Source organism: Acinetobacter sp. AS23 (genome assembly GCF_023612055.1).
In the GTDB taxonomy this organism is placed as follows: Bacteria; Pseudomonadota; Gammaproteobacteria; order Pseudomonadales; family Moraxellaceae; genus Acinetobacter; species Acinetobacter oleivorans.
In genome coordinates this window covers 3,177,083-3,192,896 of sequence record NZ_CP082274.1, presented here as the reverse complement: position 1 = coordinate 3,192,896, position 15,814 = coordinate 3,177,083, and the positions used below count along the sequence as shown (strand labels likewise).

The following is a 15,814-nucleotide window of genomic DNA, read 5'->3' as shown; positions in this document are numbered from 1 at the left end:
TTGTAAAGACCGACTTTATAGTTGTGGCATTGTTTGTCTACGTCAATTTCTTCATGTTCTTATAACACTTAACAAGGATGTTGAAGACATGAAAAGGTCATTATTATTTTTAGGGATTTTAAGTTTAACAGCGGGAGTCCAAGTTTCTGCGGCTGATTTGAGTTGGGGAGATCCAACATTAGACTCGGGTCAATTTAAAGTTTCTGGCGCGGTACGCTCCCGATATTTGCATAAAGATTATGTGGTTGATGCAAATGAAGGTTCTCAAAATGATGACTGGCGGCTAACCGATATTAAATTAGTGTTAGGTTATGAAAATCCAGATTGGATTGCAGGAGCGGATGCTCGTTGTTATCAATATGATCGCTTATGCGATGCAATTTTTCTAAAAAAAGCATGGGTAGGTTATAAGTTATCTGACCAGCAGAGAATCACGGCAGGTTTACAACCCGTTGACTTTGGTTTTGGCGAATTTTGGGGAAGTAGTTATTACGAAACACTTTTAAATACAGTGGGTTTAGAAGATATCGATAATTTGGGTATCAAATATAAATTTGCAGATGATAAATATAATTTGACCTTGGGTTTCTATCCAACTGATGGTGGAAATTATAAGGGAACTTCAAAAGACTCAAGCCGTTACAGTGGTAATTTTGTTGAAGCTGATGATTTAGGTACAGGCACCAATATTGAAGAAAAGAATATGTGGATTGCGAGAGCATCTAGAAAATTTGAGATTGATAAGACTCAAAATTTTTCGACTGAGCTAGGTGGGTCAGTTTGGTATTCTGACTTAGAAAATAAAAGAACAAATATAGATGGACACCGTAAATCTTGGAACATTTTTGCTCAAACGCAATATCAAGCTTGGCAATGGATGTTCTTGGCAGGTAAGCAAGATGTCACCAATAGCGACGATTTATTCCCTAATAGTTCAACGATTGGTGCGTTCGACTATCCATATCAAGTCGCCAATAAAGGTAAGTATTTAGTCAATGAAATTAACTATACCTTTGCTCAGCCATTCCATCAGATTGAAAACATTAAACCTTATATCTCTCATAGTCGCTTTTTTAAAGACGAGGATGGCTATAAAGACTCTGAACGTTTAATTGCAGGAGTTTATTTTAATTACAAAGCCATAGGTATTCAGGGTGAATACATTATGAGTAAAAATGATCCAATGGTGGGCGGTGGGGCCGATGGTCTTGCACAAGGTAGCAGTAATGATTGGGATAAATTATTTTATCTCTCAATTGGATATTATTTCTAAAATTTAAGAGCAATTTATTGCCCTAAGTGAATAGGCTTCACTTAGGGCTTTTTTATAGAAAGACTTTTTCAGGCGGAGGTTCACGTTTGACTGCGGGTGAAATGAGTTGTCCTCGGCTTAAGTTTTGTACATGTTGCAATCGATTAAGTAATTCATTTTGAATGAACAAAATGCAAGTTTGTAATTTAGACGAGCTTTTGAGTCGCGATGGATAAACTGCCCAAACATCCGCGTCTTGCCAATATTCAGGCAAAATATGCTGAAGTTGGCCAGTAATCAATTCGTCTGCAACGTCCCAAATTGATCGGAAAATAATACCGTGGCCTTCTATGGCAAGCTGATGAATAATTTCGCCGTTATTAGAAACAAAGCGTGGTTTGACATGAACCGAGACATCTTCAGAAGTATGTCGAAATTTCCATAGCACAGACGATTGATCACGTTCACTAATGGTCAGACAATCATGTGTTTGCAAGTCGTCAATGCTGTCTGGTACGCCGTGTTTAAGTAAATAGCTCGGTGCTGCACATAAAATTCGAAAATTAGAAGCTAACTTCTTCGCAATCATGTTTGGCGCAATTTCATTACCAATTCTAATATCCAAATCAATACTGTGTTGAATCAAGTCCTTGGTATTGTCGATGGTGTCAAAATGAATCTGAAGCTTTGGATAAAGCATCATTAATTTAGACAGAATTGGTGCGATATGCTTTCTGCCAAAACCAAAACTACTAATAATATCCATACGACCTGTGGGCGTACTGAGCGGGTTATTGACTAGTTCACAGACTTCATCAAATTCTTCAAGAATATTTGAAACTCTCTCAAGGATGAGTTTGCCATCTTCCGTTAGGCTAACGTGACGCGTACTGCGATGAAAAAGTTTGCAGCTCAACGTGTTTTCTAAAATATTAATTCGCTTGCTAATGAAAGCTGGCGATGTTCCAAGTTCCTCAGCAGATTCGACAAAACTTTTCAGTTTGGCGACTGTGCAAAAAACCTTTAAATCCGATAGGTTAGGTAGATTATTCACGATCCGTGTCCATTGGAGTGATAGTTCCGTTATTGATCATTTTTGCTTAAAACATCATGTTTAAGCCATACAAGGATATTAGTCGAAGGTGTGAAGGAAGCTTATGGCAAAAAGATATAAAGTTGCCACGATTGCAGGCGATGGCATTGGTTTAGAAGTTCTACCAGAAGGCATTAAGGTTGTAAAGGCAGCAGCAGAAAAGCATGGCATTGAGCTTCAGTTAGATGCTTTCGATTGGGCAAGCTGCGATTACTACCTTGAGCACGGCAAAATGATGCCAGATGACTGGTTTGAAACCCTACAAGGTTACGATGCAATTTATTTTGGCGCTGTAGGCTGGCCGGATAAAGTGCCTGACCATATTTCACTTTGGGGTTCGCTACTTCAGTTCCGTCGTGGTTTTGACCAATATGTGAATTTACGTCCAGTGCGCTTAATGCCTGGTGTGAAATGTCCATTGGTAGGTAAAAAACCGGGTGACATCGATTTTTACGTGGTTCGTGAAAACAGTGAAGGTGAGTACTCAGCCATTGGTGGTAAAGCTTTTGAAGGAACAGACCGTGAGTTTGTTTTACAAGAGGCTGTATTTACACGTCATGGTGTAGATCGCATTTTGCGTTATGCATTTGAGTTTGCAAATCAGCGTGATGCGAAAAAAATTACCGCAGCGACCAAATCAAATGGGATTGCTGTCAGCATGCCGTACTGGGATGAACGCGTTGACGCGATGGCAAAACAATATCCACAAATTCAAGCTGATAAACAGCACGTTGATATTTTAGCGGCTCGTTTTGTGTTGCAGCCTGAGCGTTTTGATGTGGTTGTGGCATCGAATTTATTTGGTGACATTCTTTCTGATTTAGGGCCTGCATGTACAGGAACTATTGGTTTAGCTGCTTCGGCAAATTTAAACCCAGAAAGAAAATTCCCATCATTGTTTGAACCTGTACATGGTTCAGCACCAGATATTTACGGTAAACAAATTGCCAATCCAATCGCTGCGATTTGGTCGGGTGCCATGATGTTCGAATTCTTTGGTGAAGAAGACGAACGCTGCATTCAAGCAGGTCAGGACATTATGCAGGCGATTGAGAATGTCTTAATTAATGGGCCAAAAACAGCTGATATTGGCGGTCAGGCAAAAACTTATGAGGTAGGAGATGCAATTGCATCGTGTGTAGCCCAAATTAAAATGGACGTGTTCGCTATGGAATAACGCCATCCAAAAATGGATGTATGGATATGGATAATCAAAACACAAAAATTTATACGGATAAAGTTCTTGCCGTAACCAGCTTACTGTTTGTATTTATTTCAGTTGCTGGTTTGGCGATTTATTCGCAAGAGTCGATAAAGATTGCTGCAACATGGATGCAGTGGACGACATCGGTATTTACAACCCCAGTATTACTGTTTGCTTTTTTAGCCATCATTTTTACTTTTGGTTTGGCCTTTAGTAAATATGGAAAAATCAAATTAGGTGAAGGGAAACCTCAATACACCACGATGTCATGGATTTTTATGTTCATTTTGTCAGGTATTGGGTCTTCTACACTGTACTGGGGCTTTTTGGACTGGGCTTACTATTATCAGACTCCGGGTTTGAGCTTACCGCCTGAATCAGCAGAAGCATTGAAATATAGTGTTGCTTACTCGTTTTTTCATTCAGGTTTAAGTGCTTGGGCAATTTATGCATTGGCATCAATTTCTTTGTGCTACAGCTACCATGTGAGAAAAAACAAAGGGTTGAGTTTAGCTTCCGTGATTGAGGCTGTAACAGGCTTTAAATCAACCGGCGTGGTTGGACGTTTAGTCGACCTCATGTTCTTGCTTTGCATGTTTGGTGCCTTGACGATTTCGTTGGTACTCACTGCCGTGACATTTACCAATATCTTGTCTCAACTCACAGGTATCCCAAATACCTTTATGACCAAGGTCATCATTATTTTGGGTGTCTCGGTTGTGTTTGCGCTTAGCTCTTACGTTGGTATGGACAAAGGTATGCAGCGTTTAAGCCATTTGGTGTGCTTAGGTGTTGTGTTATTTGCAATTTATGTACTTTGCTTTGGTCCGACTCAATTCATTTTGAATAATTCATTAATGAGTTTCGGGTTAATGGCAACCAACTTTGTTGATATGAGCCTGTTTACCGACCCAATGGGTGATGGCAAGTTTACCCGTGAATGGACTGTATTTTACTGGTTGTGGTGGATTTCATATGCACCGGGTGTGGCACTCTTTGTAACGCGTGTTTCTAAAGGTCGTACGATTAAAGAAGTGATCTTTGCCATGGTGATTGGTGGCAGTGTCGGTCTTTGGTTCATTTTTGGTGTGTTTGAAAACTACAGTGTTTATAGCTTTATTCATGGGGCTGTAAATGTACCGCAAATCTTAAGCCAACAAGGTGGTGAGGTTGCGATTGGTCAATTGCTCAGTCTGTTACCTGCCGGAAAACTAATGATGTGGATTTTCCTCGGCATTATGGTGGTGTTCTTGGCAGCACATATGGATGCGGTAGGTTATGCGGTTTCGGCAACATGTACACGTGGTTTAAGTGAAGGACAAGATCCATCGCCAAATGCTCGTTTGTTCTGGTGTGTCATGCTGACTTTAGTTCCAATTGCCATGATCTTTAGTAAGGCACCTTTAGACACCATGAAAACAGCAACCATTGTGACGGCTTTACCATTCATTGTGATTATTCTGATTCAAACCTATGGCTTAGTGAAATGGCTGATTCAGGATTATGCCAAAGTCCCATCGCATTTAATTGAGCAACAAGGTTATGATGATCAGGAAATTGGTTTAAACCAGTCTCAAGATGAACATGCAAAACGGATGCAGCTTGAGCTTACAAGCTCAATCAAACTGGATAGAAAAACCAGCTAGAGGGAACGGTAATGACTACACATGAACAGACCACTTATGCCTTAAGTGAAGAAATGCAAAGCCTTGTGTATTGGAGCAGCATTTATTCACCAGCAGATGCAGATATTGACTCAGTCCGTGCGGCCTATGACGCAATGTGTCGACACTACACTTTGCCACGTGATGGCAAGATCGAAGTGGAAGATCGCTTTGTTGCAAATGATGAGTATCAAGTTCCTGTTCGTGTGTATTTACCAAAAACCGATCGCCCTGAGTCTGGTTGGCCATGTGTGTTGTATTTACATGGCGGCGGTTGGATGGTTGGTGGGCTCGATTCACATGAGTTTATTACCAGCTATTTGTGTCAGGACTTAAATGCAGTTGTCATTAGCGTAGATTACCGTATGGCACCAGAGCACCGCTTTCCGGCAGCTTTTGAAGATTGTTTAGCAGTTTATCAATGGCTTAAAAAGCATGGTTCAGCTTGGCAGATTAATAGTGAAAATATCGTTCTAGCAGGCGATAGTGCAGGCGGTAATTTGGCAGCAGCCCTTGCAGTGCATCTACAGCATAGTGGTATGCAAGCTCAAGGACTGGCTTTGGTTTATCCGTGTTTAACTACAGCGCTTGATACACCAGCCGCACAAAAGCACGCCCATGCGCCGTTGTTAACGGCTGAAGATATGCATTTTTATTTAAAGGAATATGCACCGAATTCACAAGATTGGCAGGATTTACGTCTAGCACCTTTATTGGCACCTGATTTTTCAGATATGCCTATGAGTTTCGTAGCGGTTGCAGAGTATGACCCTTTAAGTGATGACGGTTATCGCCTTACCCAAAAACTGGAACAAGCAGGCATCCCGAGTGAGTTCCATTTAGGCAAAGGTTTATTACATGGCAGTTTACGTCTGATGCGTGATTGCCCAGAAGTTCAACAGTTATATCAAAACATGCTGAGTGCGATACGTCGTATGTTTGGCAGTACCGAAAAGACATCAATTTAATATCGAGTCATTTGGACGAAAAGAATTTAATGGAGTAAAAACATGAGTGCAGTTGAAAAATTACCTGAAGATTTTTGCGCAAACCCAGATGTTGCATGGACTTTCCCTAAAGTTTTCTATACTTCATCACAAGTTTTTGAGCATGAGAAAGAAGCAATCTTTGCTAAGAGCTGGATTTGTGTTGCACATGGCAGTGAATTGGCACAACCGAATGACTATATTACCCGTAAAGTAATTGGTGAAAATATTGTCATCATTCGTGGTAAAGATAGTGTTTTACGTGCGTTTTATAATGTGTGTCCACACCGCGGTCACGAGCTTTTAAGTGGCAGTGGTAAAGCAAAAAATGTAATTACTTGTCCATACCATGCATGGACTTTTAAGCTAGATGGTAGTTTAGCTTTGGCACGTAACTGTGACCATGTTGAATCTTTCGATAAAGAAAACTCAAGCATGGTGCCTTTAAAAGTTGAGGAATATGCAGGATTTGTTTTCATTAATATGGATGAAAGTGCGACATGCGTAGAAGACCAACTTCCTGAATTTGCTGAGCGTTTAAATCAAGCATGTAGTGTAATTAAAGATTTAAAATTGGCAGCACGCTTTGTGACAGAAACTCCAGCAAACTGGAAAGTTATTGTCGATAACTACTTAGAATGTTATCACTGTGGGCCTGCACATCCGGGCTTTGCTGACTCAGTACAAGTCGATAAATATTGGCACACCACACATCAAAACTGGACACTACAATATGGCTTTGCGCGTTCATCAGAGAAGTCATTTAAGCTTGATCCATCAGTAACAGATCCTGAGTTTCATGGTTTCTGGACTTGGCCTTGTACCATGTTCAACGTACCACCGGGCAGCAACTTCATGACTGTGATCTATGAGTTCCCAGTAGATGCAGAAACGACTTTGCAGCATTACGATATTTACTTCACGAACGAAGAACTCACTCAAGATCAGAAAGACTTAATTGAGTGGTATCGCAATGTATTCCGCCCTGAAGATTTGAACTTGGTCGAAAGCGTACAACGTGGTTTGAAATCACGTGGTTATCGTGGTCAAGGCCGTATTATGACTGATAAGCAACGCTCAGGAATTAGTGAACATGGTATTGCTTACTTCCAACATCTTGTAGCGCAGCATCACAAATAAAACAAATGGATTTATTCAGGTGTAAAGATGACTTACACCTGATTCTTCAGTTAGGAAGATGATATGTCGAGTTTACAAAGCACTGAATTATTTCAGCAACAAGCCTATATTAACGGGCAATGGCTAGCTGCACAGTCAAATGCAACGGTTCCAGTGACTAACCCAGCAACAGGTGAAGAAATTGGCACAATTCCAAATATGGGAGCGGCCGAGGCTACACATGCGGTTGAGGCTGCCTATACGGCTTTACAAAGCTGGAAAGCTTTAACTGCTCAAAACCGTGCAGATATTTTATTGGCTTGGTACAAACTGGTTCTTGATCATATTGATGAGCTTGCTTTAATCATGACCATTGAACAAGGTAAACCTTTGGCAGAAGCGAAAGGTGAAGTGCGTTATGCTGCCTCATTTATTCAATGGTTTGCCGAAGAAGGCAAGCGTATCTATGGTGATGTGATTCCAACCGTCAATAACCAGCAGCGTTTTATTATTAGTAAAGAACCTGTGGGTGTGGTAGCTGCCATTACGCCGTGGAATTTCCCAATTGCCATGATTACTCGTAAAGCAGCACCAGCTTTAGCAGCTGGATGTACGGTCGTGATTAAGCCAGCGAATGAAACGCCTTATTGTGCTTTAGCGATTGCAAAGCTTGCCGAAAAAGCAGGTATTCCGGCTGGCGTGATTAATGTCGTTACTGGTAAGTCTCAAGAAATTGGCTCGGTATTTACTTCACATGAAAAAGTGAAAAAATTGACCTTCACAGGCTCAACTCCAGTGGGACGCCTACTGATGCAGCAGTGCTCAAGTACCATTAAAAAATTGGCGCTTGAGTTAGGCGGAAATGCTCCTCTGATTGTGTTTGATGACGCCGATTTAGATAAAGCTGTACAAGGTGCGATTTTTGCCAAGTTCCGTAATGCAGGCCAGACCTGTGTTTGTGCTAACCGCATTTATGTACATGACAATATTTATCAAGCTTTTGCCGAGAAGTTTGTTCAAGAAGTACAAAAGTTTAAAGTTGGTAATGGGCTTGAAGATGGCGTGCAAATTGGCCCATTAATTAATGAAAAAGCAGTGTTAAAAGCACAACAGTTGATTGATGATGCGGTAAGTAAAGGAGCTAAAGTTGCTTGCGGCGGTAAACAACATGCTTTAGGACAAACCTTTTATGAGCCATCGGTTCTAACGAACGTAGACCGTACGATGGAAATTGTCCAAGAAGAAATTTTTGGTCCAGTTGCGCCGCTCATTCGCTTTACAGATGAAGAAGATGTCATTGCTCAGGCCAATGACACCATCTTTGGTTTGGCTGCTTATGTTTACAGCGAAAATATTTCACGTTTATGGCGAGTGTCAGAACAGCTTGAATATGGAATGGTCGGTATGAATGCAACAGCAATTTCAAATGAAGTTGTACCATTCGGTGGTGTGAAGCAATCAGGTGTTGGGCGTGAAGGCTCAAAGTATGGTCTTGAAGAATTCATGACTATTAAATACATGTGTTTAGGGCTTTAAGGATAAGCCCTAGCAATAAGAAAATGCGGTAAAAGAAGGATTCTAATATGGCTAGTCATTATGAAATGTTCCCGGCAGTTGTTACTCATGTGGAGCAGCTTACCCCTTTAATCAAACGGTTTACGTTCAAACGTCAAGATGGGCAGAACTTTCCTCGATTTAGTGGGGGAAGCCATATTATTGTCAAAATGAATGAACAGCTTTCAAATGCCTATTCATTAATGAGCTGTACGCAAGATTTATCGACTTACCAAGTCTGTGTTCGTAAAGATGTGGAAGGTAAGGGCGGTTCGGTTTTTATGCATGATCAATGTAATGAAGGCTGTGAAATTCAGATTTCAGAACCAAAAAATTTATTTCCGTTAGCCGAAACAGGCAATAAACATATCTTGATAGCTGGTGGTATTGGTATTACGCCATTCTTGCCTCAAATGGATGAGCTGGCGGTACGTGGTGCTGACTTTGAGCTGCACTATGCTTATCGTTCACCTGAACATGCGGCTTTACTTGATGAGCTAAAGCAGAAACATGCAGAGCGTGTATTTAGTTATGTTGACTCAGAAGGCTGTACGCTTAACTTAGATCAACTCATTTCATCGCAACCCAAAGGTACACACGTTTATGTATGTGGACCGAAACCTATGATTGATGCTGTGATTGATTGCTGTAATAAACACCGTTACCGCGATGAATATATCCACTGGGAACAATTTGCTTCAACAGTTCCTGAGGATGGTGAGGCGTTTACGGTGGTACTTGCTAAGTCTAATCAGGAAATTGAAGTACAAAGTAATCAGACAATTTTACAAGCCATCGAAACATTAAATATTGATGTGGAATGCTTATGTCGTGAAGGGGTTTGCGGCACATGTGAAACTGCTATTTTAGAAGGTGAAGCAGAGCACTTCGATCAATACTTAAGTGATGTAGAAAAGGCTTCACAAAAGAGCATGATGATTTGTGTATCGCGAGCAAAAGGAAAAAAACTGGTATTAGATCTCTAATATATTTCTTTGGTTGATCAATTGTTTAAAGTGGAAATTTGCTAAAAAATGAACAAATAATGATGATCTGAATCTTATTTGTTCATTTGATGGAGTTTAATGGTTTTGAACTCTTGACCTGCTATACAGAACTATAGATAATGCGCACACAGTTTACGGCTATGTAGCTCAGTTGGTTAGAGCACCGCACTCATAATGCGGGGGTCACAAGTTCAAGTCTCGTCATAGCCACCATTTTAAAAACCATGCTCATGCATGGTTTCTTTTTATCTGCTTTTTACATATTAAAATGTTTTTCAATCGTATCGAGTGTTTTTGAGCTTTGATAAAAAGGAGCTAAAAGCGCTTGTAATAACGGTTCTAAAATACCGTGTTCATTAAAGGCATTCATAACCTTCGGATAAAAACGTAAAGCTTCAGTTTGTAAGTCGCTTTCGGTTAAACCAATCTCACTTAATACTTCAAATAAACTCTGATCTTTATAAAAGTCATAAAAAACTTCGACACCATACAAAATCAAATCTTGCATAAATTGCGATTGGCGTAATTCTTTCCAGTATTCGTAAATTAAAACAAAAAACTCTTCAACATCGAGAGGAGTGAGTTGCTTCATAAACTCATACATTTTTTTATGTCTAATATCTTCCCATACATGACGCACTAGGCTTTCTAAATCTTCACTCGATAAAAGACTTAATTCTGTGAGTTGCTCATGAATAAAGCTGGCAATCCAGGTTTCAAGTTTGTGCTCAAGACGTTGTTGCTGTAGAAAGGAGAATTTTTTGAGTTTGTGTTGCCATTCAAAGTGATAGTCGTCAACTCTAGATGCACTTAGAAATTTTGGTAATTTTTGTTCTAAGGTTGAGGTTGCAATATATTGGCAAAGTTGTTGTACAGAAGGACTACTTCTTAAAAACTGATTGAGATAAAGAGGAATATGTTCCATTTCTAAAAATTTGGAGAGCCACATTTCAAATTGGTGGTCAGATACCAAATCTTGTAACTGAATTGGAGATTTCATGGCAGATAGATAAATACGCTGCGCGATTTCCCCAATAAACTCAAGTAAACCAGCACCTAGCTGCATTTCAAAAGCATAACGTTTCACAACGGCTTGTAGTTGCTCTAAATCAACAACTTCATGAAGTTTTATTTCGTCAGCATGTTGCATAAACAGTTGAATGAACTGCTGGAAATAAATAGGTGAGTTTTCTATAGATAATTGTTTTTTGAAAAATTCCACCTGCTCAAGCAAAAGTGCTTGAGCAAGTGCTGTAGTTTTTGATGAGTTTTCCTGCTCAGTCATTCGCTGTCCAACCGTTGACAATCGGATAACGTCGTTCACGACTAAATGCACGAGAAGTAATTCTCGGCCCAATCGCGCCTTGACGACGTTTATATTCATTACGATCAACTAAACGGATAACTTTTTCAACTACTTCTTTATCAAAACCTTTGGCAATAATATCTGCCTGACTTAAATCTTCTTCAATGTATGCGTAAAGAATGGCATCTAATACATCATATGCTGGTAAAGAGTCTTGGTCTTTTTGGTCTGGGCGAAGTTCTGCTGAAGGTGGGCGGGTAATAACACGTTCAGGAATAACAGGAGTTTCACTTAAGCTATTACGGTATTTTGCTAATTCAAATACGATAGTTTTATAAACATCTTTTAGAACTGCAAAGCCACCAACCATATCACCATAAAGTGTACAGTAGCCAACTGAAAGCTCAGACTTGTTGCCAGTGGCGAGTACTAAATTACCAAATTTATTTGATAATCCCATGAGTAATGTGCCGCGTGCGCGCGCTTGTAAGTTCTCTTCGGTCGCATCTGCTGGTGAGTTGCCAAAGAAAGGATACAAGGTTTGCATAAAGCTATTTACAACTGAATGTATTTCAGCAATACCGAAAGTTACACCCATACGACGAGCTTGTTCAGCCGCATCTTCTACACTAATTTGAGAAGTATAAGTATAAGGCATCATTACGGCTTGTACTTTTTCTGCACCAATTGCATCAACAGCAATAGCAAGTGTAAGGGCAGAATCAATACCGCCAGATAAACCTAAAATTACACCAGGGAAACCTGAACGCTCTACATAGTCACGTGTTGCCAGAACTAAACCTTGATAGATCTCTGCAAATGTTTCTAAAGCAGGTGCTGATTCCGTGACTTTAAATGCTTTGCTTTTTGGGTCAAATTCAGCGATGTAGAGGTCTTCTTTAAAGCTTGGTGCTTGTAAAGCAATTCCACCATCTTTATTGCTGACAAAACTTGTGCCATCAAAAATTAAATCATCTTGTCCGCCCACTTGGTTAACGTACACAATGTTGAGGTGAAGTTGTTTTGCAAGTTCACTTAAGGTTTGTGTACGGTGCTGTGGTTTACCGACTTCGTATGGTGATGCATTTAATACAAGAACAGTATCAACATTTAATTGGCTTAGCTGTTTTACGGTATTAATTGACCAGATATCTTCGCAAATCAATACGCCAAACTTATGTCCAAGATATTCAAACACCAAATGCTGATGTCCTTTTTGGAAATAACGTTTTTCATCAAAGACGCCATAGTTTGGTAAATTGTGTTTGTTAAAAACACCCAAAACTTGACCGTCTTTCATGACAGCAGCAGAATTATAACGTTGACCATCTTCTGTCTGGTTCACAAATCCGAAAACCATGACAATATCTTTAACTTCGGCAAGTTGAGCAAAAGCCTTTTGCATACGTTTATTTAAATTTGGACGTAGCAATAAGTCTTCAGCTGGGTAACCAATAACAGAAAGCTCGGGAAAAATAATCAGGTCAGCGTTTTGTTTTTTCGCCTGATTTACTTGCTCAATCATCTTTTTGGTGTTTGAGTCAATATTGCCAATATGCGGAGAAAACTGAGCAAGGGCAACTTTAAAACTTTTCATTCAAACCTAATCCTAGATCATAACGAATATAGATACACATAGTGTTGATTTTTATAGATATAATTTTTCAACGATGTGTATGATACGATATTAAACAATTAAAATAGTAAACAAAAATGTCAAGATCAATAATATATACCAATCACATATTTTCTGCGTAAAAATAACGAGATTTTCTGTATAGAATAGAAACAGGCTTCATTATTTTTATTGTTTGTATACTGCCTTATCGCAAGCCAATTTGGAATAAGGGCGTTATATTTTTTTCAATAATTTGAATTAAATAAGAGTGATTTTATAGCTTAGGTAAGTATTTCTGATTTATAAGAATTCTCATTTACATTAAGTAAGAAATGTTACGTTCAAGGGATGATTGATTATTTAGTTACAAATGAAGTTGAGGTAAACAGATAATATTTGGGATTTTACCAGAGCAAATGTCACGGGCAATTTCACCTTGTTGTTCAATGTTATAAGAGCTAAAAGCCTTGTGGGGAGAGTAGGTGTATTTATAGGGGTTGTAACTTTTAAAGCTCAGATAATAGGCTGATTGCAGTAAGGCACCTTTAAGTAGTACATGAATACCTTTTTGATACTGCATGACATGAGTGAGTTCGTGAATAAAAATACCCTGCATAAATTTAGATTCTAGAGCATAATTTTCACTATAATCGGAAAGATTGACATAAATATTTCCGTTTGGAGCCATAAAAATACCGTAAGACTGCCAAGGAAGGTAGCGAGTAGCAATAATTTTAGGTTGTTCACAGTTGAGCATGTCGCCGAAGACCATTTGTGCTAATACTTTTTCTTGAGCAGTCAAATGTCTAATGGGGTAGTTTTTTAAGTGACGGAAAATAAAAAGTGTAAGAAGAATAAATTGTGTGCGAATTAAGCGTTTAAAGGCATTAAAAAGTAGCATAGCTTTGCCATTAAATGAGTTCATCTATTTCTTTAGCATACTATAGATTAGATATCGTGAAATAAAGAGGTATGGTAATTCATTAGTTTTATCGTTCTGTTTTAAAAATATAAAGCTTTAAATGGATCTAGTTTTTCTTATTGCTGTGAATAAAAGATTATCTTGGATAAGAAAAGCAAAAGCCCCAGTTAAAACTGAGGCTTTACGACAACTAAAATCACAACAGCAAATAAAATTAAGGTCGGCATTTCATTAAAGAAGCGCCAGAACTTATGTGATTTATAGTGAGCATTTCCGATAAGTTTTTTACGGTAGTAGCCACATACCAAATGGTAGAGGACTAACAAAGCAACTAATCCAACTTTAAGGTAAAACCATGTTGCCTGATGATAATGTCGAGTTGCATCGCCCCAATCCACAAGGAAATGAGCAGTAATTAATGTGGCAATCAGAGAAGGCCACATAATTCCACGATACAACTTACGTTCCATTACTTCAAAGCGTTGATGACTAACAGCATCTTCACTCATGGCATGATAAACATATAGACGTGGTAAGTAGAACAAAGCAGCGAACCAACAAACCACGGCAATAATATGTAATGCTTTTACCCACAAAAAAGCATCAGAAGGTGCATCCATCGATAATCCTAGGTGGGATTATGCATCCCACTTCTTGAAAATAAGGCAAGCGTTAACACCGCCAAAGCCAAAACTGTTACTCATTACAGTATTCAATTTTGCATCACGTTTTTCAAGTACGATATCAAAAGGTTTTGCGCCTTCATCAAGTTCAGTTACATTGATGTTTGGTGCAATAAAGTCGTTTTGCATCATTAGAACAGAGTAAATAGCTTCTTGTACACCAGCTGCACCTAAGCTATGACCTGTCATAGATTTAGTTGAGCTAAGAGGAGGCACATTGCCTTCGCCAAATGCACGTTCCATTGCTTTAAGTTCTGTAATGTCACCAGCTGGAGTGGATGTACCATGTGTATTTACATAGTCAATTTTGTCTACGCCATGTTGCTTAGCTTCTTCAAGTGCCATTAACACACAACGTGTAGCACCTTCACCGCTTGGAGCAACCATGTCTGCGCCATCGCTGTTTGCAGCATAACCAACAACTTCAGCTAAAATGTTGGCACCACGTGCTTGAGCGTGTTCAAGTGATTCAAGTACTACGAAACCGCCACCGCCAGCAATAACAAAGCCATCACGGTCTGCTGAATATGGACGAGATGCTGTTTCTGGAGTTTCATTATATTTTGAGCAAAGTGCACCCATTGCATCAAACAATAAACTTTGAGACCAATGATCTTCTTCGCCACCACCAGCAAGCATAAGGTCTTGTTTGCCGAGTTGAATAAGGTTGTACGCATAACCAATTGCGTCAGCAGAAGTTGCGCAAGCACTTGTAATTGTATGAGCAATACCTTGCAGTTTGAATGCCACACCTACGTTTGCAGTAATAGTGTTTGACATGTTACGTGGTACGAAGAAAGGTCCTACTTTACGTGCACCTTTAGTTTCTAAAAGCTCTGTCATTTCAACAACAGATGCAGTTGAACCACCCCCTGAACCGCCTGCGATACCGTAACGTGGATTACCACCGATTTGCTCAGCAGTAAGACCTGCATGTTCAACAGCAGCTACAGCAGCATTGTAAGCGTACATTGCACATACGCCCATAAAGCGTTTTAACTTACGATCAATATGATCAAAATCTTGTTCTGCAGCAGCGCTCACATGACTTTTAAAATTGAGTTCAGCATAAGTTGGGTTAAAACGTGTCCCGGAGATTCCATTTTGAAGTGAATGAGTAACTGCTTCTAAAGAGTTACCGATACATGAGTTAATACCCATACCAGTGATTACAACACGTTTCATCTACAGGTCCCTTTATGGTGATATTAAGAGTCTATGGTGATCAACAGCTACTAAAACGAATAGGAGAATATAGCTGTAAGAAAACAAGACTCATGTTTTTTCGTTGTTAACATGATAGCAGAAAGGATTTTTATTTCTTATGGCAAATCTTTATGACAATTTTACATTTAAAAAAAATAACTAAATACATAGTATGTTGCATTTAGGGTTAACTAAAATAC

General features: G+C 39.3%; 13 protein-coding genes and 1 tRNA gene. 8 read left to right on the top strand and 6 right to left on the bottom strand.

All coding sequences use genetic code 11. The features are described 5' to 3' along the window. The first annotated feature begins 88 nt into the window (after nt 1-88). Complete coding sequence (locus K6I41_RS15065; protein ID WP_250374720.1) at nt 89-1,273, top strand: porin; 1,185 nt, start codon at nt 89-91, stop codon at nt 1,271-1,273. A 52-nt stretch (nt 1,274-1,325) separates the two neighbouring features. Here the strand turns inward: K6I41_RS15065 and K6I41_RS15060 are convergent, their stop codons facing one another. Further along, nucleotides 1,326-2,306, bottom strand: a complete 981-nt coding sequence (locus tag K6I41_RS15060; RefSeq protein WP_250374719.1) for a LysR family transcriptional regulator — start codon at nt 2,304-2,306, stop codon at nt 1,326-1,328. A 103-nt stretch (nt 2,307-2,409) separates the two neighbouring features. On the opposite strand from K6I41_RS15060, the gene K6I41_RS15055 reads away from it, so the two are divergent. The 7 genes from K6I41_RS15055 (at nt 2,410) to K6I41_RS15025 (ending at nt 10,092) form a co-directional block, all read left to right on the top strand. After that, nucleotides 2,410-3,522 carry a tartrate dehydrogenase gene (locus K6I41_RS15055; RefSeq protein WP_111855982.1) on the top strand — a complete coding sequence of 371 codons (1,113 nt, stop codon included), beginning with the start codon at nt 2,410-2,412 and terminating at the stop codon, nt 3,520-3,522. 20 nt (nt 3,523-3,542) lie between these two features. Then, complete coding sequence (locus K6I41_RS15050) at nt 3,543-5,195, top strand: BCCT family carnitine transporter (RefSeq protein WP_250374718.1); 1,653 nt, start codon at nt 3,543-3,545, stop codon at nt 5,193-5,195. Between the two features lie 11 nt (nt 5,196-5,206). Continuing rightward, nucleotides 5,207-6,181 carry an alpha/beta hydrolase gene (locus K6I41_RS15045; protein WP_250374717.1) on the top strand — a complete coding sequence of 325 codons (975 nt, stop codon included), beginning with the start codon at nt 5,207-5,209 and terminating at the stop codon, nt 6,179-6,181. Nucleotides 6,182-6,223: 42 nt separating this feature from the next. After that, on the top strand, nt 6,224-7,339 hold the full coding sequence (gene cntA / locus K6I41_RS15040; protein WP_033848324.1) for a carnitine monooxygenase subunit alpha: 1,116 nt from the start codon (nt 6,224-6,226) through the stop codon (nt 7,337-7,339). 63 nt (nt 7,340-7,402) lie between these two features. Further along, on the top strand, nt 7,403-8,854 hold the full coding sequence (locus tag K6I41_RS15035) for an NAD-dependent succinate-semialdehyde dehydrogenase (protein ID WP_250374716.1): 1,452 nt from the start codon (nt 7,403-7,405) through the stop codon (nt 8,852-8,854). A 47-nt stretch (nt 8,855-8,901) separates the two neighbouring features. Next, on the top strand, nt 8,902-9,858 hold the full coding sequence (cntB, locus tag K6I41_RS15030) for a carnitine monooxygenase, reductase subunit CntB (RefSeq protein WP_250374715.1): 957 nt from the start codon (nt 8,902-8,904) through the stop codon (nt 9,856-9,858). A gap of 157 nt (nt 9,859-10,015) precedes the next feature. After that, nucleotides 10,016-10,092, top strand: a tRNA-Met gene (locus K6I41_RS15025). Nucleotides 10,093-10,135: 43 nt separating this feature from the next. Here the strand turns inward: K6I41_RS15025 and K6I41_RS15020 are convergent. The 5 genes from K6I41_RS15020 to K6I41_RS15000 form a co-directional block, all read right to left on the bottom strand. Beyond that, the gene (locus tag K6I41_RS15020; RefSeq protein ID WP_013198781.1) at nt 10,136-11,164 is read right to left on the bottom strand and encodes a hypothetical protein; all 1,029 of its coding nucleotides are present in this window, start codon (nt 11,162-11,164) and stop codon (nt 10,136-10,138) included. After that, a complete protein-coding gene (locus tag K6I41_RS15015) occupies nt 11,157-12,782 on the bottom strand; it encodes an NAD+ synthase (protein WP_250374714.1) in 1,626 nt (541 codons plus the stop codon). Before K6I41_RS15015 ends, K6I41_RS15020 begins: the two co-directional genes overlap by 8 nt. 385 nt (nt 12,783-13,167) lie before the next feature. Next, nucleotides 13,168-13,728, bottom strand: coding sequence for a hypothetical protein (locus K6I41_RS15010; RefSeq protein ID WP_250374713.1), 561 nt, complete (start codon nt 13,726-13,728; stop codon nt 13,168-13,170). Nucleotides 13,729-13,892: 164 nt separating this feature from the next. Beyond that, nucleotides 13,893-14,345 (bottom strand): CopD family protein, encoded by a 453-nt coding sequence (locus tag K6I41_RS15005; RefSeq protein ID WP_250374712.1) that lies wholly within the window; start codon nt 14,343-14,345, stop codon nt 13,893-13,895. A gap of 18 nt (nt 14,346-14,363) precedes the next feature. Next, the gene (locus K6I41_RS15000; protein ID WP_004641618.1) at nt 14,364-15,593 is read right to left on the bottom strand and encodes a beta-ketoacyl synthase N-terminal-like domain-containing protein; all 1,230 of its coding nucleotides are present in this window, start codon (nt 15,591-15,593) and stop codon (nt 14,364-14,366) included. Nucleotides 15,594-15,814: the final 221 nt, after the last annotated feature.

Bases quoted from the DNA above. Each gene is read 5' to 3' on its own strand.
- K6I41_RS15065 (WP_250374720.1), top strand. From the start codon at position 89: ATGAAAAGGTCATTATTATTTTTAGGGATTTTAAGTTTAACAGCGGGA.
- K6I41_RS15055 (WP_111855982.1), top strand. From the start codon at position 2,410: ATGGCAAAAAGATATAAAGTTGCCACGATTGCAGGCGATGGCATTGGT.
- K6I41_RS15050 (WP_250374718.1), top strand. From the start codon at position 3,543: ATGGATATGGATAATCAAAACACAAAAATTTATACGGATAAAGTTCTT.
- K6I41_RS15045 (WP_250374717.1), top strand. From the start codon at position 5,207: ATGACTACACATGAACAGACCACTTATGCCTTAAGTGAAGAAATGCAA.
- cntA (WP_033848324.1), top strand. From the start codon at position 6,224: ATGAGTGCAGTTGAAAAATTACCTGAAGATTTTTGCGCAAACCCAGAT.
- K6I41_RS15035 (WP_250374716.1), top strand. From the start codon at position 7,403: ATGTCGAGTTTACAAAGCACTGAATTATTTCAGCAACAAGCCTATATT.
- cntB (WP_250374715.1), top strand. From the start codon at position 8,902: ATGGCTAGTCATTATGAAATGTTCCCGGCAGTTGTTACTCATGTGGAG.
- K6I41_RS15020 (WP_013198781.1), bottom strand. From the start codon at position 11,164: ATGACTGAGCAGGAAAACTCATCAAAAACTACAGCACTTGCTCAAGCA.
- K6I41_RS15015 (WP_250374714.1), bottom strand. From the start codon at position 12,782: ATGAAAAGTTTTAAAGTTGCCCTTGCTCAGTTTTCTCCGCATATTGGC.
- K6I41_RS15010 (WP_250374713.1), bottom strand. From the start codon at position 13,728: ATGAACTCATTTAATGGCAAAGCTATGCTACTTTTTAATGCCTTTAAA.
- K6I41_RS15005 (WP_250374712.1), bottom strand. From the start codon at position 14,345: ATGGATGCACCTTCTGATGCTTTTTTGTGGGTAAAAGCATTACATATT.
- K6I41_RS15000 (WP_004641618.1), bottom strand. From the start codon at position 15,593: ATGAAACGTGTTGTAATCACTGGTATGGGTATTAACTCATGTATCGGT.